This is a genomic window from Citrobacter sp. wls711 (assembly GCF_005281055.1).
Lineage (GTDB): Bacteria > Pseudomonadota > Gammaproteobacteria > Enterobacterales > Enterobacteriaceae > Citrobacter > Citrobacter gillenii.
The window spans coordinates 12,418-31,400 of sequence record NZ_SZXC01000048.1 but is presented as its reverse complement, the minus strand read 5'-3'; the positions used below and the strand labels follow the sequence as shown (position 1 = coordinate 31,400).

Genomic DNA, 18,983 nt, shown 5'->3' with positions numbered 1-18,983 from the left:
CGGATGGCGGCTTCGCCTTATTCGGCCTACATAAGGACATTTTCATGACTGTTAACCTGAAAAATCGCAATTTTCTCAAACTGCTGGACTACACCCCGGCGGAAATCCAGTACCTGATCGATCTGGCTATCGAGTTGAAAACGGCGAAAAAAGCCGGACGCGAAAGGCAAACGCTGGTCGGTAAAAACATCGCGCTGATCTTTGAAAAAACCTCCACCCGCACCCGCTGCGCCTTTGAAGTCGGCGCGTTCGATCAGGGTGCGCAGGTGACCTACCTCGGCCCAAGCGGCTCACAAATTGGTCACAAAGAGTCGATGAAAGATACCGCTCGCGTATTGGGCCGGATGTACGACGGCATCGAATACCGTGGATACGGCCAGGAAATTGTTGAAGAGCTGGGTGAATTCGCCGGCGTCCCGGTATGGAATGGGCTGACGAACGAATTCCACCCGACGCAAATTCTCGCCGATCTGATGACCATGCTGGAGCACGCGCCGGGTAAAACGTTACCTGAAATAAGCTTCGCTTACCTCGGCGATGCCCGCAATAACATGGGCAATTCCCTGATGGTCGGTGCCGCAAAAATGGGGATGGACATTCGTCTGGTAGCACCAAAATCCTTCTGGCCGGACGAAGCACTGGTTGCCGAGTGTCGAGAAATCGCCAGCATAACCGGCGCTCGCATCACGCTCACCGACGATGTTGAAGAAGGCGTTTACGACGTCGATTTCCTCTACACCGACGTCTGGGTCTCCATGGGCGAGCCAAAAGAAGCCTGGGCAGAACGCGTCAGCCTGATGACGCCCTACCAGATTAACCAGCAGGTCATCACCGCGACCGGCAATCCTGACGTGAAATTTATGCACTGCCTGCCCGCTTTTCATAACGAGCACACCAAGGTTGGGCGTGAGATCGAAGCGGCTTACGGCCTGAAAGGACTTGAAGTGACGGAAGAGGTCTTCGAGTCAGCTCACTCAATCGTCTTCGATGAAGCAGAGAACCGGATGCATACCATCAAAGCAGTCATGGTAGCGACACTCGGCGACTAACCCCTGCGGGCATATGCCGCCTGCCGGCGTATGCCCGAGCTATCCGGAGAACATCATGGGCAAACTCAAATTTCCCAGCGCGTATACCATTCTGTTTATTCTCATTGCTCTCGTTGCGGTTATGACCTGGATTGTCCCGGCGGGGAAATACCAGATGGCGATGAATGCCACACTGGGTAAAGAGGTGCCGGTTGCCGGCACCTATGCCGCCGCCGAGGCGCATCCACAAGGTATCACCGCCGTACTGCTGGCCCCGATCGATGGCCTGTATAACCACGAAACCTACACCGCTGGCGCCATTGATGTGGCGCTCTTTGTCCTGATCATTGGCGGTTTTCTGGGGGTAATGAACAAAACCGGTGCCATTGACGCCGGAATCGAACGCGTGACGGTCAGGCTCAACGGCAAAGAAGAATGGATGATCCCCATTCTGATGGGACTTTTTGCCGCCGGGGGAACGATTTACGGCATGGCGGAAGAGTCGCTCCCGTTCTACACACTATTAGTCCCGGTCATGATGGCTGCTCGCTTCGATCCGCTAGTTGCCGCCGCCACCGTTCTGCTCGGTGCGGGGATTGGTACCCTCGGCTCCACCATTAACCCTTTTGCGACGGTTATCGCCGCTAACGCTGCCGGGATCCCCTTCACCCAGGGAATGCTGATGCGCATTCTGCTGCTGGTCGTCGGCTATGTTATCTGCGTCGTCTGGGTGATGCGCTATGCGCGGAAAGTTCGCAGTCATCCGGAGCTGTCTGTCGTGGCGGATAAAATGGAAGAAAACCGCGCCCATTTTCTCGGTAACCGTGCCAATACAAACCTTGAATTCACGGCAACGCGTAAATGCATCCTGTTCATTTTCGCGGCAGCCTTTGCGGTCATGATTTATGGGGTTGCCGTACTCGGATGGTGGATGGCGGAAATCTCCGCTGTCTTTCTGGCCTCGGCGATTATTGTCGGCGTTATCGCCCGGATGAGTGAAGAAGACTTTACCAGTACGTTCATTGACGGCGCGCGGGATCTGCTGGGGGTGGCGTTGATTATCGGCATTGCGCGCGGCATCGTCGTGGTGATGGATAACGGCATGATAACCCACACCATTCTGCACAGCGCCGAGAATTTGGTCTCCGGTCTCTCCACCACCATTTTCATCAACGTGACCTACTGGCTGGAAGTTTTACTCTCCTTCCTGGTGCCTTCTTCATCTGGTCTGGCAGTACTCACCATGCCGATTATGGCCCCACTGGCCGACTTCGCCCATGTCCCCAGGGATCTGGTCGTCACCGCATACCAATCCGCTTCCGGCATTGTGAATCTGATTACCCCCACTTCAGCCGTCGTGATGGGTGGGCTGGCCATCGCTCGCGTCCCTTACGTGCGGTATCTGAAATGGGTTGCCCCACTGGTGCTCATTCTGACGCTACTCAACATGGCTGTCCTGAGCATCGGCGCCATGCTGTAACCCTTGTGGCCGTCGGATATCGACGGCTTTTTTGAACGTGCTCTCGTTTTTCTACACAACCGCCCGTTTGAGCCGTTATGCATACTGTAAATGTGGTGAATTCCTCCATCACATTGATATGAATAATAAATATAAGGGGTTTCTATGAAGGAATTCGATGATTGCTCTGCCAAAGAGCAGCAACAGCTGGCTGTTTGCCAGCGCCTGATTACAGAAAAAAGCTATTTATCTCAGGAGGATATACGCCGCGATCTGCAAAGTCAGGGTTTTACCAGCATCAGTCAGTCCACCGTATCGCGTTTGCTGAAACTGCTCGGTGCCATAAAGATAAGAAATACCAAAGGACAAAAAATTTATTCTGTAAATCCCCAATCGCGACCGGCCCCTGATGCCGCGCGATCGATTGCTGAAATGGTGGTCAGCGTTGAACACAATAGCGAATTTATCCTCATCCACACCGCGGCGGGATATGGCCGCGCCGTGGCCAGAATCCTCGACTACCACGCCTTGCCGGAAATTCTGGGTGTTATTGCGGGCAGCAGTATTGTCTGGGTCGCACCACGGGTGGTGCAACGAACAGGCCTGGTTCACAAGCAGATTAATTATTTACTCAACATGAATTAAAATTCATAAGAACCGTTTGCGATGAATAATTTGTGCATTATTCGCTTGATCCTATAACGTAGCTGAGTATAATCGCCGACAATTTGCCGGGAGGATCTATGGTTCAGTGTGTACGACATTTTGTCTTACCGCGTCTGAAAAAAGACGCTGGCCTGCCGTTTTTCTTCCCGTTGCTCATCATTCTAAGCCCCTCAATTGAGGGGCTTTTTTTTTGCCCAGGCGTCAGGAGATAAACATGGCTAACCCGCTCTATCAAAAACACATCATTTCCATAAACGACCTCAGCCGCGATGACCTCAATCTGGTACTCGCGACGGCGGCGAAACTAAAAGCCCACCCGCAGCCGGAGCTGTTGAAGCATAAGGTGATCGCCAGCTGTTTCTTCGAAGCCTCAACCCGCACCCGTTTATCTTTTGAAACCTCAATGCACCGTCTGGGCGCCAGCGTGGTGGGATTCTCTGACAGCAGCAACACCTCACTGGGCAAAAAAGGTGAAACGCTGGCTGACACCATTTCCGTCATCAGCACCTACGTCGACGCCATTGTAATGCGTCATCCGCAGGAAGGCGCCGCGCGTCTGGCCACGGAGTTCTCCGGCAATGTGCCGATACTGAACGCGGGAGACGGCTCTAACCAGCATCCGACCCAGACGCTGCTGGACCTGTTCACCATTCAGGAAACGCAGGGTCGCCTGGACAATCTGCAAATTGCGATGGTGGGCGATCTGAAATATGGCCGTACCGTTCACTCTCTGACTCAGGCGCTGGCGAAGTTCGAAGGCAACCGCTTCTACTTTATCGCCCCGGATGCGCTGGCAATGCCGCAGTACATTCTGGACATGCTGAATGAAAAAGGTATCGCCTGGAGCCTGCACGGCACGATTGAAGAAGTGATGGCGGACGTAGACATCCTCTACATGACCCGCGTGCAAAAAGAACGCCTGGACCCGTCCGAATACGCCAACGTGAAAGCACAGTTCGTTCTGCGCGCCAGTGACCTGGAAGGTGCCAGAGAGAACATGAAGGTGCTGCACCCGCTGCCGCGCATCGATGAGATCACTCCCGACGTCGATAAGACACCACACGCCTGGTATTTCCAGCAGGCAGGCAACGGCATCTTCGCCCGCCAGGCGTTACTGGCACTGGTACTGAATAGCGAACTGGCACTGTAAGAGGACATGACGATGACACACGATAACAAACTGCAGGTTGAAGCCATCAAACGTGGCACCGTGATTGACCATATTCCCGCACAGATTGGTTTTAAGCTGCTGACGCTGTTCAAACTGACAGAGACCGATCAGCGTATCACCATCGGCCTGAACCTGCCGTCCGGTGAGATGGGGCGTAAAGACCTGATCAAAATTGAAAATACCTTCCTGACCGACGAGCAGGTCAACCAGCTCTCGCTGTACGCCCCGCAGGCCACGGTAAACCGCATTGATGACTATGACGTGGTGGGTAAATCACGTCCCAGCCTGCCTGAGCGTATCGATAACGTGCTGGTGTGCCCGAACAGTAACTGTATCAGTCATGCCGAGCCGGTTTCCTCCAGTTTTGCAGTGAAAAAACGCGCCGATGACATCGCACTCAAATGCAAATACTGTGAAAAAGAGTTTTCGCATTATGTGGTGCTGGCCAACTAATTGGGGTTGGTTATGAGATCCCGGCTCCCTATAATGAGCGGGAACATTCTATTACCGCTGTAATTCAGGAGAAATCATGAGCAAGACTATCGCGACGGAAAATGCACCAGCAGCAATCGGCCCATACGTTCAGGGTGTTGATCTGGGTAGCATGATCATCACTTCCGGTCAGATCCCGGTTGACCCAAAAACCGGTGCCGTATCGGAAGACGTGTCCGCTCAGGCGCGTCAGTCGCTGGAAAACGTTAAAGCTATCGTAGAAGCCGCAGGCCTGAAAGTGGGCGACATCGTAAAAACTACGGTCTTCGTTAAAGACCTGAACGATTTCGCCACCGTCAACGCTACCTACGAAGCGTTCTTCACCGAGCACAACGCGACCTTCCCGGCACGCTCTTGCGTGGAAGTAGCCCGTCTGCCAAAAGACGTGAAAATCGAGATTGAAGCGATCGCCGTTCGTCGCTAAACCTTCTTGTGCCGGATGGCGGCTTAGCCTTATCCGGCCAGGGGAAGCGTAGTTTGCAGGCCCGGTAAGCGCGAGCGCCACCGGGCATTTATCACATTACACCAAACAGTTTCGGCAGGAACAACGAAATCGCCGGAATATACGTCACCAACATCAGCACCAGGAACAGCACCGCATAGAACGGCAGCATCGCCTTCACCACCTGCTCAATCTTCTGCTTACTCACCGCACTGGCGACAAACAGCACCGATCCTACCGGCGGCGTAATCAGGCCAATCCCTAAGTTCACCAGCATGATCATGCCAAAATGCACCGGATCGATACCCAACGCGTTGGTCACCGGCAGCAGGACCGGAGTCAGGATCAGGATCAGCGGCGCCATGTCCATCAGCGTGCCGATCAGCAGCAGCATGATGTTAATGCACATCAGAATGACGTATTTGTTATCCGAGATGCTGGTAAAGGCTTCGGTGATACGCATCGGCAGCTGCATATAGGTCATTACCGCGCCGAAGGCGGCGGCAAAGCCGATCAGGATCATCACGATAGTGACCGTTTTCACCGTGCGGAACATCAGCTTCGGCAGCTCAGACCATTTGTAGTCACGATAGATAAACATAGTGACAAAGAAGGCCCACAGACAGGCGATCGCCGCGGATTCCGTCGCGGTGAAGATACCCGAGAGGATCCCTCCCATAATGATCACCACCGTCATCAGGCCCCACAGCGTGTCGACAAAAATCTTCAACGCCTGGCGAAACGGTACGCGCTCCCCTTTTGGATAACCGCGTTTGTGCGCAAACGCTACGCACATCACCATCAGGCTAAAGCTCAACAGCAGACCCGGTAAGATGCCGGCAATGAACAGCGCGGCAATAGACACCGTACCGCCGGTCGCCAGCGAGTAAATCACCGAGTTATGGCTGGGGGGCGTCAGGATCGCCTGTACCGATCCGCTGGCGGTCACCGCCGCCGCAAAGTCACGCGGGTAGCCTTTTTTGTCCATCTCCGGGATCATCACCGAACCAATAGAGGCGGTGTCGGCTACGGACGATCCGGAAATCGCACCAAAAAAGGTGGAGGCCACAATATTCACCAGCGACAGTCCGCCGCGAATAAAGCCCACGAATATGTAGGCAAAATTCACCAGCCGACGCGCAATCCCGCCTTCGGCCATAATCGCTCCGGCCAGAATAAAGAACGGGATCGCCAGCAATGAAAATTTATTCACCCCACTGGTCAGTTGGATCATCACCGCTTCCAGTGGAATATCAATGTACCAGGCGCCAATGATCGCGCTAATACCCACCGCGTACGCTACCGGTACCCCAATCGCCAGCATAATGCCGAGCGTAAAGACGAGAATAAATGCATCCATCTGCTTTCCTTTCTGAAATGGGGGCGGTAACTAGCTGGTCGAACCCAGCATGACAACAGGACGTTGGTACTGCGGACCACGGCAGATCTTCTCAACAATAAAAAGCAGCGTGATGGCAGAGCCAATCGGTAACGGCAGGTAGTTTTGCCCGGCGCTTAACAGCGGGAATTCCGCAACGGGTTGTTCCCACAGTTCAAGACACAGCGTGGTGCCGTACCAGAGAATAAACAGGCTAATCGCCGTCAGCATAATATCGGCGATAAGAGAGCAGTAACGGCGGGCGGTTTCACCCAAACGATCGGTCACCATGCTTACCGCGATATGCGAACCTGCGCGATAACTCACCGCGGCGCCAATAAAGGTGAATGTCACCATACAGAGAATAGCGACAGGCTCAGGCCATGACAGGGCATTGTTCAGAACATATCGTGCAAATATCCCAATTGGGATGATGGCGACCATCACTAATAATGCCATCCCGGCAATCCACATTGAGACCCGGTAAAAAAAATCCATTACCGATGAATAGCATTCACCCATAATCATCACCTCGAATTAATCAAAAGACTCAGGCAGATGGTGGATGCCATCCGCCTGATGAACTACTTCACATCCTGAATACGTTTGATCAAATCTTGGTGATCTTTACCGTAATTATCCCTTACCGACTGCGTGGCTTTATAGAAAACATCAGTATCAATATCATGGAACTGAACACCATTGGCTTTCATAGTTTCCAGTGATTTCGCATTATAGGCTTCCCACAATTTACGCTGTTCTACCTGCGCTTCTTTCGCGAGCTTAATAATGAGATCCTGATCTTCTTTTTTCAATTTATCCCATTTCGTTTTCGAGAACAGAAATAGCTCAGGAATAATAAAATGTTTGCTCCAGGTGTAGTTTTTAACCACCGGTAAATAGTTGTGCGCCACAAACGTTGGCGGGTTATTTTCCGTGCCATCAATTACGCCGGTCTGCATGCCGCTAAACACTTCGCTGACCCCCATCACAATGGAGTTCGCGCCCATCGCTTTTAAGGTATCCAGCGCGATTGGGCTGGCCTGCACGCGGATTTTCATCCCGTGTAAATCTTCTGGCTTGATAACCGGATTTTTAGTGATCAGGTTGCGCGTACCTGCATCCATCCAACCAAGGAATACCAGTCGTGATTTACTGTTTGCGGTCAGACGGTCGCCAATCTCCTGGCCAATCATCCCGTCCAGCACCTTATGCATATGGTCTTCATCGCGGAAAATATACGGCAGGGTAAAGACGTTAATTTCAGGGAGTATGGCGGCAACTGGGGTCATTGAGACGCGAATAATATCGATGGCGCCTAATTGCGCCTGCTCAATCATCTGTTTCTCATCGCCTAATACGCCACCGGGAAAGGTTTTAATCTCCAGACGCCCGTCGGTCGCCGCACTGAGTTTTTCCCCCATGTGCTTCACGGCAACAACGTTCGGGTAATCAGCCGGATGCACATCGGCGGCGCGGAAGGTTTGGGCTAACGTGGTATGACTGGCCAGCAAGACTGACGCGCCAATACACAGGCTTAACAGGTTTTTTGTCAGTTTCATTTGTCCTTCTCCAGAAGTTCATAATTTCCATTAATAGAAATGGCATGCAGAGCAAATGACTGCCGGAATTAAAAATGGGCAGCGAGAAACTTTTTTAACGACGTTACCTGCGCAGACTAGCTGGTGTAACAATTTATTTCGATGACTGCCTTCACAAAAAAACGTCAATGCTAATAATTTTTAGCACACTGTTTCATTTTTGCAACGGAGATCGTTTTATTGAGAAAAAACAAAAGGCGAGAACGGGATATGTTAATACTTTACCCCGTTAGTATTTCAATAAAATTAAAACACAAATATTACGAGAGAATATCTTCGAATGAAAAAGAAAAATGCCGAATGGCTGTACCCGCACCATTCGGCAGAGAAACGAAACGGTTATTGCCAGCCGTAACGGCGGCTATAAAAACCTTTCACTAATTGGGTCAACGTCATGTAACCCGCCAGAATCGCAATCAGCCACGGGAAGTAGCTCAGCGGCAATGCCTGCAATTGCAGGTAGCTCGCCAGCGGGGAGAATGGCAGCGCAATCCCCACCACCATCACCACCAGCGTCATCAGCATCAGCGGCCATGCGGCACGGCTCTGGATAAATGGCACGCGGCGGGTACGGATCATATGCACAATCAGCGTTTGTGACAGCAGCCCCACCACAAACCAGCCCGACTGGAATAACGTCTGATGCTCTGGCGTATTGGCATGGAAGACAAACCACATCAGGCAAAAGGTCAGAATGTCGAAGATCGAGCTAATCGGTCCAAAGAACAGCATAAAGCGCCCCAGTTCAGCGGGATTCCAGCGCTGTGGTTTTTTGATCTGCTCTTCATCGACGTTATCAAACGGAATTGCCACCTGGGATACATCGTACAGCAGGTTCTGGATAAGCAAGTGTAACGGCAGCATTGGCAGGAACGGCAGAAATGCGCTCGCTACCAGCACGCTAAAAACGTTACCAAAGTTAGAACTGGCCGTCATTTTGATGTACTTCAGCATGTTCGAGAAGGTTCGACGCCCTTCGATCACCCCTTCTTCCAGCACCATCAGGCTCTTTTCCAGCAGGATGATATCCGCCGCTTCACGGGCAATATCGACCGCACCATCGACGGAGATACCAATGTCCGCCGCGCGCAGCGCCGGGGCATCGTTGATGCCATCGCCCATAAAGCCGACCACGTGGCCTTCGCGTTTGAGCAGGGTCACTATGCGTTCTTTGTGCATTGGCGTCAGGCGGGCAAACAGCGTGGTGCGCTGGGCAAGCCGGGCCAGCTCGTCGTCACTCAACCCTTCAATGTGGCTACCAATCACCACCTCACCCGCGTCCAGACCGACTTCATGACACACTTTTGCCGCCACCAGTTCGCTGTCACCGGTGAGGATTTTTACCGTAATGCCGCTGGCCTTCAGCGCCTTCAGCGCCGGGGCGGTGGTCTCTTTCGGTGGATCGAGGAATGCGATGTACCCTTCGAGAATCAGATCGGACTCATCAATACGCTGGTAGTCCCCTTCACGCGCGGGCAGGTATTTGGTTGCCACTGCCACCACGCGTAGCCCCTGACGGTTCAGCGTGTCGGTCACGCGCTTCACCCGACGCAGCATGTTGTCGTCCAGCGGAACAATTTCACCGTTGTGGCGCACCTGGGTACAGACGTTGAGGATCTCCTGCAGCGCGCCTTTGCACACTAACTGGTGAACATCGCCCACTTCTGCCACCACCACCGACATGCGGCGGCGTTCGAAATCAAACGGGATCTCATCGATTTTCTGCCAGCGGGTCGAGAGTTGACGCGCCGATTCTTCATCCACACCGTCCAGCACCGCCGTATCCAGCAGGTTCTTCAGCCCGGTCTGATAATGGCTGTTCAGCCACGCAGAATGCAGAACGTGCTCGCTGGGTTTACCGGAGATATCGGTATGATTCTCCAGCACAATTTTATCCTGGGTCAGCGTACCGGTTTTATCGGTACACAGAATATCCATCGCACCAAAGTTCTGGATGGCGTCGAGGTGCTTAACGATAACTTTTTGTTTTGACAGCTTCACCGCCCCGCGCGCCAGCGTTGAGGTGACGATCATCGGCAGCATCTCTGGCGTTAAGCCTACTGCCACGGACAGGGCAAACAGCGCCGCTTCCCACCAGTCGCCTTTGGTGTAACCGTTGATAATCAGCACAATCGGCGCCATCACCAGCATAAAGCGGATCAGCAGCATGCTGACGCGGCTGATCCCTTTCTGGAATGCATTCTGCTCGCTATCCTGCTCGGTCACGCGACCCGCCAGCTGTCCAAACCAGGTGTTCGCCCCGGTAGAAATGACGATCGCCTGCGCCGTACCGCTCACCACGTTGGTGCCCATAAAGCACAGGGTATCGCACTCCAGCGGGTTGCTTTGCTGCGGGTCACGGCTGGTCGCCACCTTCTCGACCGGCAGTGACTCACCGGTCAGCGAGGCCTGCGCGACAAACAGATCGCGCGCCTGAACGATGCGTAAATCCGCCGGGATCATATCCCCCGCCGCCAGCTTGATAATGTCGCCGGGCACGAGCTGATCGATAGGCAGTTCAACCCAACCGTTTTCGCCGGTCTCGTTAATCACCCGCAGGACCGTGGCGGTATTGCTGACCATCGCTTTTAGCGCATCCGCCGCTTTGGTGGAGCGCGCTTCCTGCACAAAGTTCAGCAGCGTCGAGATAATCACCATCAGGGCAATCACGCCTGCGGCAAACAGATCCTCGGTGGCATAGGAAATCCCGCCCAGAATGGTGAGCAGAATATTAAACGGGTTGCGGTAACAGACCCACAGATGTACCCACCACGGCGACGGTTTCTGCGCCGGCAGCTGGTTTTCGCCATGCTGCTCACGGGCGCTTTCCACTTCCGCGGCGTTCAAGCCTTCAGGGTGGGTATTAAAGGTTTTCCACAGCGTCTCTTCGTTCATCAGCGCCATCTTCAGGCAATGTTCACTCAGAGAAGGCGGAATGGGCGTGCTGGCAACAGTCTGGGCGTTCGGCAGCGGATCACGATGCACCAGACGATGCGGTAAATGGCGGTTCAGCCGGGCAAACAGCTGGCGGGTGATATTTTTAAACATAGGCAGTCCCTCTGCGCCGGTATCAACAGGCGCAGTGAATCCTTCAGGCGTGGCAAAGCCTTGCCTGATGGCAATCATAAAATCACAACAGGGACGTCAGAACGTCACTGTCTTACGTTTCCGGTAAGACAGTGAAAGCAGGCTTACCGGAAAGGGGTTTTTCTCCGTTTCGGGAGAGGGGTGGGATCGGGATCCATACAGCCTCCGGTAAGTGAATGATTTGCCCTGCGCATTATAGGGATAAATCTATAAGGTTCGTGGCAATTATGGCGGTATGATAAAGCACAGAAACTAAACCAAACGTATACCAGACTTTGCCCATTGCGCTGAGCATGAGTAAAGTTATTCTCTTTTGGCATAACTTCACACGCGACACGGGAATACAGGATGCAAAATCGGCTGACCATTAAAGACATCGCCCGCTTAAGCGGTGTGGGAAAATCAACCGTTTCCCGCGTCCTCAACAATGAAAGCGGCGTCAGTGAGCGCACCCGCGAACGCGTTGAAGCGGTGATGAATCAGCACGGTTTTTCCCCTTCCCGCTCTGCCCGCGCCATGCGTGGGCAAAGTGACAAAGTGGTGGCGATTATCGTCACGCGACTGGATTCACTTTCCGAGAATCTGGCCGTGCAGACCATGCTGCCCGTCTTCTATGAGCAGGGCTACGACCCGATTATGATGGAAAGCCAGTTCTCGCCGGAGCTGGTGGAAGAACACCTGGGTATGCTCCGACGCCGCAACATTGACGGCGTGGTGCTGTTCGGTTTTACCGGTATTACCGAAGCGATGATCGCCTCCTGGCAGGACTCCCTGGTGTTGCTGGCAAGGGATGCTAACGGTTTTGCCTCGGTCTGTTATGACGATGAAGGCGCAATCCATACCCTGATGCAGCGTTTATACGATCGCCAACACCGCCATATTAGTTTTCTTGGCGTTCCCCACAGCGACGTCACCACCGGTCAACGGCGTCATGCCGCCTACCTGGCCTTCTGTAAAAAACATCAACTGCATCCTGTTGCGGCCCTGCCGGGTCTCGCCATGAAGCAGGGCTACGAACACGCTGCCGATGTCATTACCCCAGACACCACCGCCTTAGTGTGCGCCACGGATACTCTGGCCCTTGGGGTCAGCAAATATTTGCAGGAGCAGCGCATTGAACATCTGCAGCTGGCGAGCGTGGGCAGCACACCGCTGATGAAATTCCTCCATCCGGAGATCGTCACCGTCGATCCCGGTTACGCCGAAGCCGGTCGACAGGCGGCGTTGCAGTTGATCGAGCAGATCAACGGCCGCAGCGAACCCCGACAGATCGTCATTCCCGCCACCCTTTCCTGATCGCTTTCTGAGCGCTAATTTGTGATCTTCGCTGCGTTTCGGGAACGTTCCCATTTTTAAATATCCAGCGAAGATATACTCTGGCGCCAGGTCAACAACAGGGCTTAATCATGAGCAAAGTAAAACAAGCGGATATCGACCAGCTGATTGCGTTGGTGGGCGGGCGCGACAATATCGCCACGGTGAGTCATTGCATCACGCGCCTGCGTTTTGTGCTGAATCAGCCCGCGAATGCCAGACCGAAAGAGATCGAGCAACTGCCGATGGTCAAAGGCTGCTTCACCAACGCCGGGCAGTTTCAGGTGGTGATTGGCACCGAGGTGGGCGACTACTACAAAGCGCTGCTGGCCACCACCGGACAGGCCAGTGCCGACAAAGAGCAGGCGAAAAAAGCCGCGCGACAGAACATGAAATGGCACGAAGAGTTGATCTCGCACTTCGCGGAGATCTTCTTCCCCCTGCTGCCCGCGCTGATCAGCGGCGGCCTGATCTTAGGTTTTCGCAATGTGATCGGCGATCTGCCGATGAGCAACGGTCAGACGCTGGCGCAGATGTACCCGTCGCTGAAAACCCTCTATGACTTCCTGTGGTTGATCGGGGAAGCGATCTTCTTCTATCTGCCGGTCGGCATCTGCTGGTCAGCGGTGAAGAAAATGGGTGGCACGCCGATCCTCGGCATCGTGCTGGGCGTCACGCTGGTTTCACCGCAGCTGATGAACGCGTATTTGCTGGGCCAGCAGGTGCCGGAAGTGTGGAACTTCGGCCTGTTTACGATCGAAAAAGTCGGCTACCAGGCGCAGGTTATTCCTGCTCTGTTGGCAGGTCTGGCGCTGGGATTGATTGAAACGCGCCTGAAACGCCTCGTCCCGGATTACCTGTATCTGGTGATCGTCCCGGTGTGCTCGCTGATCCTCGCGGTGTTCCTCGCCCACGCGTTTATTGGTCCGTTTGGTCGCTGGATTGGCGATGGCGTCGCCTTTGCCGTGCGTCATCTGATGACCGGCAGCTTTGCCCCGATTGGCGCAGCGCTGTTTGGCTTCCTGTACGCCCCGCTGGTGATCACTGGCGTGCATCAAACTACGCTGGCCATCGATATGCAGATGATCCAAAGCATGGGCGGCACGCCGGTGTGGCCGCTGATTGCACTGTCAAATGTCGCCCAGGGCTCGGCGGTAATAGGGATTATCATCGCCAGCCGCAAGCAAAACGAACGTGAAATCTCGGTACCTGCCGCTATCTCCGCCTGGCTCGGCGTGACCGAACCGGCAATGTACGGCATCAACCTGAAATACCGCTTCCCGATGCTGTGCGCAATGATCGGTTCCGGCCTCGCTGGTCTGCTGTGCGGCCTGAACGGCGTGATGGCGAACGGCATTGGCGTCGGCGGTATACCTGGCATCCTCTCCATCCAGCCGACTTACTGGCAGGTATTTGGCCTGGCAATGGTCATCGCGATTGTTATCCCGATGGTACTGACCTCGTTCGTCTACCAGCGTAAATACCGTCAGGGCACGTTACAAATTGTCTGACTCTTTTTTGGGGTGCCATTGCACCCCTCCGCATTTGCAGGAAACCATAATGACTATTCCACACTGGTGGCAACACGGCGTTATCTATCAGATTTACCCCAAGAGTTTTCAGGACACCACCGGCAGCGGCACCGGCGATTTGCGCGGCGTTACGCAGCGTCTCGACTATCTGCAAACGCTGGGCGTTGATGCGATATGGCTGACGCCGTTCTACATTTCGCCACAGGTTGATAACGGCTACGACGTTGCAGATTATATCTCCGTTGACCCGGCCTACGGCACGCTGGATGACTTCGACGAACTGGTGGCGCAGGCGAAAGCGCGCGGCATACGCATTATTCTCGATATGGTGTTTAACCATACCTCGACGCAGCACGCCTGGTTTCGTGAAGCGCTGGATAAAGACAGTCCGTATCGTCAGTTCTATATCTGGCGTGACGGTACGCCTGAGGCCTGCCCGAACAACTGGCGCTCCAAATTTGGCGGCAACGCCTGGGACTGGCACGCCGCAAGCGAACAGTATTATCTACACCTCTTTGCCCCGGAACAGGCCGACCTGAACTGGGAAAATCCGGCGGTTCGCGCCGAGCTGAAAAAAGTGTGTGAGTTCTGGGCCGATCGCGGCGTAGACGGACTGCGCCTCGACGTGGTGAATCTGATCTCCAAGGATCAGGACTTCCCGAGCGATCCTGACGGTGATGGCCGCCGTTTTTACACCGATGGTCCGCGCGTGCATGAATTCTTACGCGAGATGAACCGCGATGTCTTCACCCCACGCAGCCTGATGACAGTGGGCGAAATGTCCTCCACCACGCTCGAACATTGCCAGCAATACGCCGCACTGGACGGCTGCGAATTGTCGATGACCTTTAACTTCCACCACCTGAAAGTCGATTACCCGAATGGTGAAAAGTGGTCGTTAGCCAAACCGGATTACGTGGCGCTGAAAGCCCTGTTCCGCCACTGGCAGCAGGGCATGCACGACGTCGCGTGGAACGCGCTGTTCTGGTGTAATCACGATCAGCCGCGCATCGTTTCACGCTTTGGTGATGAAGGACAATATCGCGTGCCGGCCGCTAAAATGCTGGCGATGGTGCTGCACGGGATGCAGGGCACGCCTTATATCTATCAGGGCGAAGAAATTGGCATGACCAACCCACATTTTCGCCAGATTACCGATTATCGCGACGTCGAAAGCCATAACATGTTTGCCGAGCTGAATGCTAGCGGGCGTGATGCCGACGAGCTGTTGGCGATCCTCGCCAGTAAATCCCGCGATAACAGCCGCACGCCGATGCAGTGGGACGGAAGCCAACACGCGGGCTTTACCCAGGGGGAGCCGTGGATCAACCTGTGCGACAATGCGGCGGAGATCAACGTTGCTGCAGCGCTAAGGGATTCCGATTCGGTGTTTTACACCTATCAGAAGCTGATTGCCTTACGAAAAACAGAACCGATTCTCACCTGGGGCGATTATCAGGATCTGTTGCCGGACAGTCCGCATGTCTGGTGCTATCAGCGCGAATGGCAGGGACAACGGCTGCTGGTCGTTGCTAATCTGAGCAACGCCTTCCAGCCCTGGCAACCGGCGAACACTCGCGACAACTGGCAGGTGTTGATGCACAACTATGACGAGGTCGCCCACCAGCCCGGCGCGATGACGCTACGTCCTTTTGAAGCTATCTGGTGGCTGCAAAAATAGCTTGCAATTGGATCAAGCCCGGCGCGTATAGCGCTGCCGGGCTTCACGGCATACGCTCAACTTACCCGTCTGTTTTTGCTGAATAATTAATCAGAATTTTCTACGGGCAATTTACAATCGCTGTACTGCCCGTCATCTGTACGCTCTGGTTTTTACTTTGAGCTACATCAATAAAATCGCAAACATCCTTGATGCAAATCACTACATATAGAACTTAAAATGCACGCCGACCCAATATGTTGTATTAATCGACTACAATTGCTACAACGCCATTTCCCTCGGTAGCGGTGGAAATGTGGATAAATGGGGTCTGGATTGCGGGAAGTCATTGGATAGAGAGATGAATAAACCAGTGAGCGCTTCCCACCCTCTGTGGATAACCTGTTCTTATAAATATGGAGTGATCATGACACCGCATGTGATGAAGCGTGATGGCTGTAAAGTGCCGTTTAAATCAGAGCGCATCAAAGAAGCCATTCTGCGTGCAGCTAAAGCAGCGGGAGTCGATGACGCAGATTACTGTGCCACCGTCGCAGAAGTCGTTAGCAGCCAGATGAATGAGCGCAGCCAGGTCGATATCAACGAGATCCAGACAGCGGTGGAAAACCAGCTGATGTCTGGCCCGTACAAACAACTCGCCCGTGCGTACATCGAATATCGCCACGACCGTGATATCCAACGTGAAAAACGTGGTCGCCTGAACCAGGAAATTCGGGGTCTGGTTGAGCAAACCAACTCCGCGCTGCTGAACGAAAACGCCAACAAAGACAGTAAAGTGATCCCAACCCAGCGCGACCTGCTGGCCGGTATCGTCGCCAAGCACTATGCGCGCCAGCACCTGTTGCCGCGTGATGTAGTTCAGGCACACGAGCGCGGTGATATTCACTACCACGATCTCGATTACTCGCCGTTCTTCCCGATGTTTAACTGTATGCTTATCGACCTGAAAGGCATGCTGACGCAGGGCTTTAAGATGGGTAACGCGGAGATTGAGCCGCCAAAATCCATCTCCACGGCGACCGCGGTCACCGCGCAGATTATCGCCCAGGTTGCCAGCCACATTTACGGCGGCACCACCATTAACCGTATCGATGAAGTTCTCGCGCCGTTCGTCACCGAGAGCTTTAACAAGCACCGTAAAACCGCAGAAGAGTGGCAGATCCCGGATGCCGACGGCTATGCGCATTCCCGTACCGAGAAAGAGTGCTACGACGCATTCCAGTCCCTCGAGTATGAAGTGAACACGCTGCATACCGCCAACGGCCAGACCCCGTTCGTCACCTTTGGCTTTGGCCTGGGAACCAGCTGGGAATCACGGTTGATCCAGCAATCTATTCTGCGCAACCGCATTGCCGGTTTGGGTAAAAATCGTAAAACCGCCGTGTTCCCGAAACTGGTGTTTGCTATTCGTGACGGTCTGAACCACAAGTTTGGCGATCCAAACTACGACATCAAACAGCTGGCACTGGAATGCGCAAGCAAGCGTATGTATCCGGACATCCTGAACTACGATCAGGTCGTAAAAGTGACCGGTTCGTTCAAAACCCCGATGGGCTGTCGCAGTTTCCTCGGCGTATGGGAAAACGAGAACGGCGAACAGGTTCACGACGGGCGTAACAACCTTGGCGTGATTAGCCTCAACCTGCCGCGTATTGCACTGGAAGCACACGGTGATGAAGCCACCTTCTGGAAACTGCTCGACGATCGCCTGGTGCTGGCGCGCAAAGCGCTGATGACCCGTATCGCGCGTCTGGAAGGCGTAAAAGCGCGCGTGGCGCCAATCCTGTATATGGAAGGTGCCTGCGGCGTGCGTCTGAAAGCCGACGATGATGTGTCTGAAATCTTTAAAAACGGCCGGGCGTCGATCTCTCTGGGCTACATCGGTATTCACGAGACCATCAACGCGCTGTTTGGCGAAAAGCATATGTACGACAGCGAGCAGCTTCGCGCCAAAGGCATCGCCATTGTTGAACGCCTGCGTCAGGCCGTCGATCAATGGAAAGACGAAACCGGCTATGGCTTCAGCCTGTACAGCACGCCAAGTGAAAACCTGTGCGACCGCTTCTGCCGTCTGGATACCGCCGAGTTTGGCGTAGTGCCGGGCGTGACCGACAAGGGCTACTACACCAACAGCTTCCACCTCGACGTGGAGAAAAAGGTTAACCCGTACGACAAAATCGATTTCGAAGCACCGTATCCGCCGCTGGCGAACGGCGGCTTCATTTGCTACGGCGAGTACCCGAACATTCAGCACAACCTGAAAGCACTGGAAGACGTCTGGGATTACAGCTATCAGCACGTGCCGTATTACGGAACCAACACACCGATCGATGAGTGCTACGAGTGCGGCTTTACCGGTGAATTCGAATGCACCAGCAAAGGCTTCACCTGCCCGAAATGCGGTAACCACGACGCTGCTCGCGTGTCAGTCACCCGTCGCGTCTGCGGTTATTTAGGCAGCCCGGACGCACGTCCGTTTAACGCCGGTAAGCAGGAAGAAGTGAAGCGCCGCGTGAAGCACTTAGGTAACGGGCAGCTCGGTTAATTTCCGTTTGCAAAGACCGTAGGCCTGATAAGACGCAATCGCGTCGCCATCAGGCATCACAATGTTGCCGGATGGCGGTGCAAGCACCTTATCCGGCCTACATTCTTTCTGGACATCCTCTATGCGATATCATCAATATTACCCCGTCGACATCGTCAACGGCCCCGGTACACGCTGCACCCTGTTTGTCTCTGGGTGCGTGCATGAATGCCCCGGCTGCTATAACAAAAGCACCTGGCGTCTGAACTCCGGCGAGCCGTTTACCAAAGAGATGGAAGATAAGATCATTGCCGATCTCAACGATACGCGGATCCCTCGCCAGGGGATCTCGCTGTCCGGCGGCGATCCGCTACATCCGCAAAACGTGCCGGATATCCTGAAACTGGTGCAACGCATTCATGCGGAGTGTCCGGGGAAAGACATCTGGGTATGGACCGGCTACAAGCTTGATGAACTCAACGCCGCGCAAATGCAGGTGGTCGATCTCATCAACGTGCTGGTCGATGGCAAATTTGTGCAGGATCTTAAAGACCCGGCGCTGATCTGGCGCGGCAGCAGCAACCAGGTGGTACATCACTTGCGATGAT

At 54.1% G+C, this 18,983-nt stretch carries 18 protein-coding genes; 12 read left to right on the top strand and 6 right to left on the bottom strand.

Going from position 1 to position 18,983, the window contains the following annotated elements; all coding sequences use genetic code 11:
- The first annotated feature begins 44 nt into the window (after positions 1 to 44).
- From argF to FDW98_RS14555, 3 genes are all read left to right on the top strand, one after another.
- Entirely contained in the window at positions 45 to 1,049 is a 1,005-nt protein-coding gene (argF, locus tag FDW98_RS14565) for an ornithine carbamoyltransferase (protein WP_096758500.1), read from the top strand.
- Between the two features lie 55 nt (positions 1,050 to 1,104).
- Positions 1,105 to 2,508 carry a YfcC family protein gene (locus tag FDW98_RS14560; protein ID WP_096758501.1) on the top strand — a complete coding sequence of 468 codons (1,404 nt, stop codon included), beginning with the start codon at positions 1,105 to 1,107 and terminating at the stop codon, positions 2,506 to 2,508.
- A 144-nt stretch (positions 2,509 to 2,652) separates the two neighbouring features.
- A complete protein-coding gene (locus tag FDW98_RS14555; protein ID WP_096758502.1) occupies positions 2,653 to 3,132 on the top strand; it encodes an arginine repressor in 480 nt (159 codons plus the stop codon).
- Here FDW98_RS14555 and FDW98_RS14550 read toward each other — a convergent pair.
- Complete coding sequence (locus FDW98_RS14550) at positions 3,129 to 3,251, bottom strand: hypothetical protein (RefSeq protein ID WP_096758503.1); 123 nt, start codon at positions 3,249 to 3,251, stop codon at positions 3,129 to 3,131. The two genes, FDW98_RS14555 and FDW98_RS14550, sit on opposite strands and share 4 nt — an antisense overlap.
- On the opposite strand from FDW98_RS14550, the gene pyrL reads away from it, so the two are divergent.
- The 4 genes from pyrL to ridA all read left to right on the top strand — a co-directional run bounded on the left by pyrL (position 3,231) and on the right by ridA (position 5,240).
- On the top strand, positions 3,231 to 3,365 hold the full coding sequence (gene pyrL, locus FDW98_RS14545; protein WP_096758504.1) for a pyr operon leader peptide: 135 nt from the start codon (positions 3,231 to 3,233) through the stop codon (positions 3,363 to 3,365). The two genes, FDW98_RS14550 and pyrL, sit on opposite strands and share 21 nt — an antisense overlap.
- 2 nt (positions 3,366 to 3,367) lie before the next feature.
- Complete coding sequence (gene pyrB / locus FDW98_RS14540; RefSeq protein WP_096758505.1) at positions 3,368 to 4,303, top strand: aspartate carbamoyltransferase; 936 nt, start codon at positions 3,368 to 3,370, stop codon at positions 4,301 to 4,303.
- A gap of 12 nt (positions 4,304 to 4,315) precedes the next feature.
- A complete protein-coding gene (gene pyrI / locus FDW98_RS14535) occupies positions 4,316 to 4,777 on the top strand; it encodes an aspartate carbamoyltransferase regulatory subunit (protein WP_096758506.1) in 462 nt (153 codons plus the stop codon).
- A gap of 76 nt (positions 4,778 to 4,853) precedes the next feature.
- Entirely contained in the window at positions 4,854 to 5,240 is a 387-nt protein-coding gene (gene ridA / locus FDW98_RS14530) for a 2-iminobutanoate/2-iminopropanoate deaminase (RefSeq protein ID WP_071696512.1), read from the top strand.
- A 91-nt stretch (positions 5,241 to 5,331) separates the two neighbouring features.
- Here ridA and FDW98_RS14525 read toward each other — a convergent pair whose 3' ends face one another.
- The 5 genes from FDW98_RS14525 to mgtL all read right to left on the bottom strand — a co-directional run bounded on the left by FDW98_RS14525 (position 5,332) and on the right by mgtL (position 11,482).
- A complete protein-coding gene (locus FDW98_RS14525) occupies positions 5,332 to 6,618 on the bottom strand; it encodes a TRAP transporter large permease (RefSeq protein ID WP_006686394.1) in 1,287 nt (428 codons plus the stop codon).
- Between the two features lie 30 nt (positions 6,619 to 6,648).
- Complete coding sequence (locus tag FDW98_RS14520; RefSeq protein WP_096758507.1) at positions 6,649 to 7,158, bottom strand: TRAP transporter small permease; 510 nt, start codon at positions 7,156 to 7,158, stop codon at positions 6,649 to 6,651.
- A 62-nt stretch (positions 7,159 to 7,220) separates the two neighbouring features.
- Positions 7,221 to 8,198 carry a TRAP transporter substrate-binding protein gene (locus FDW98_RS14515; protein WP_096758508.1) on the bottom strand — a complete coding sequence of 326 codons (978 nt, stop codon included), beginning with the start codon at positions 8,196 to 8,198 and terminating at the stop codon, positions 7,221 to 7,223.
- A gap of 378 nt (positions 8,199 to 8,576) precedes the next feature.
- Positions 8,577 to 11,285, bottom strand: a complete 2,709-nt coding sequence (gene mgtA, locus FDW98_RS14510) for a magnesium-translocating P-type ATPase (protein WP_096759475.1) — start codon at positions 11,283 to 11,285, stop codon at positions 8,577 to 8,579.
- 143 nt (positions 11,286 to 11,428) lie between these two features.
- Entirely contained in the window at positions 11,429 to 11,482 is a 54-nt protein-coding gene (gene mgtL, locus FDW98_RS23840; RefSeq protein WP_223240171.1) for a mgtA regulatory leader peptide MgtL, read from the bottom strand.
- 190 nt (positions 11,483 to 11,672) lie between these two features.
- Here mgtL and treR point away from each other — a divergent pair, with 190 nt between their 5' ends.
- The 5 genes from treR to nrdG all read left to right on the top strand — a co-directional run bounded on the left by treR (position 11,673) and on the right by nrdG (position 18,982).
- Positions 11,673 to 12,620 (top strand): trehalose operon repressor TreR, encoded by a 948-nt coding sequence (gene treR, locus FDW98_RS14505; protein WP_096758509.1) that lies wholly within the window; start codon positions 11,673 to 11,675, stop codon positions 12,618 to 12,620.
- 110 nt (positions 12,621 to 12,730) lie between these two features.
- Complete coding sequence (gene treB, locus FDW98_RS14500; protein ID WP_096758510.1) at positions 12,731 to 14,149, top strand: PTS trehalose transporter subunit IIBC; 1,419 nt, start codon at positions 12,731 to 12,733, stop codon at positions 14,147 to 14,149.
- 49 nt (positions 14,150 to 14,198) lie between these two features.
- Positions 14,199 to 15,851 (top strand): alpha,alpha-phosphotrehalase, encoded by a 1,653-nt coding sequence (treC, locus tag FDW98_RS14495; RefSeq protein WP_096758511.1) that lies wholly within the window; start codon positions 14,199 to 14,201, stop codon positions 15,849 to 15,851.
- 406 nt (positions 15,852 to 16,257) lie between these two features.
- A complete protein-coding gene (nrdD, locus tag FDW98_RS14490; protein WP_096758512.1) occupies positions 16,258 to 18,396 on the top strand; it encodes an anaerobic ribonucleoside-triphosphate reductase in 2,139 nt (712 codons plus the stop codon).
- A gap of 121 nt (positions 18,397 to 18,517) precedes the next feature.
- The gene (nrdG, locus tag FDW98_RS14485; protein WP_096759476.1) at positions 18,518 to 18,982 is read left to right on the top strand and encodes an anaerobic ribonucleoside-triphosphate reductase-activating protein; all 465 of its coding nucleotides are present in this window, start codon (positions 18,518 to 18,520) and stop codon (positions 18,980 to 18,982) included.
- The last annotated feature ends 1 nt before the right edge of the window (position 18,983 follow it).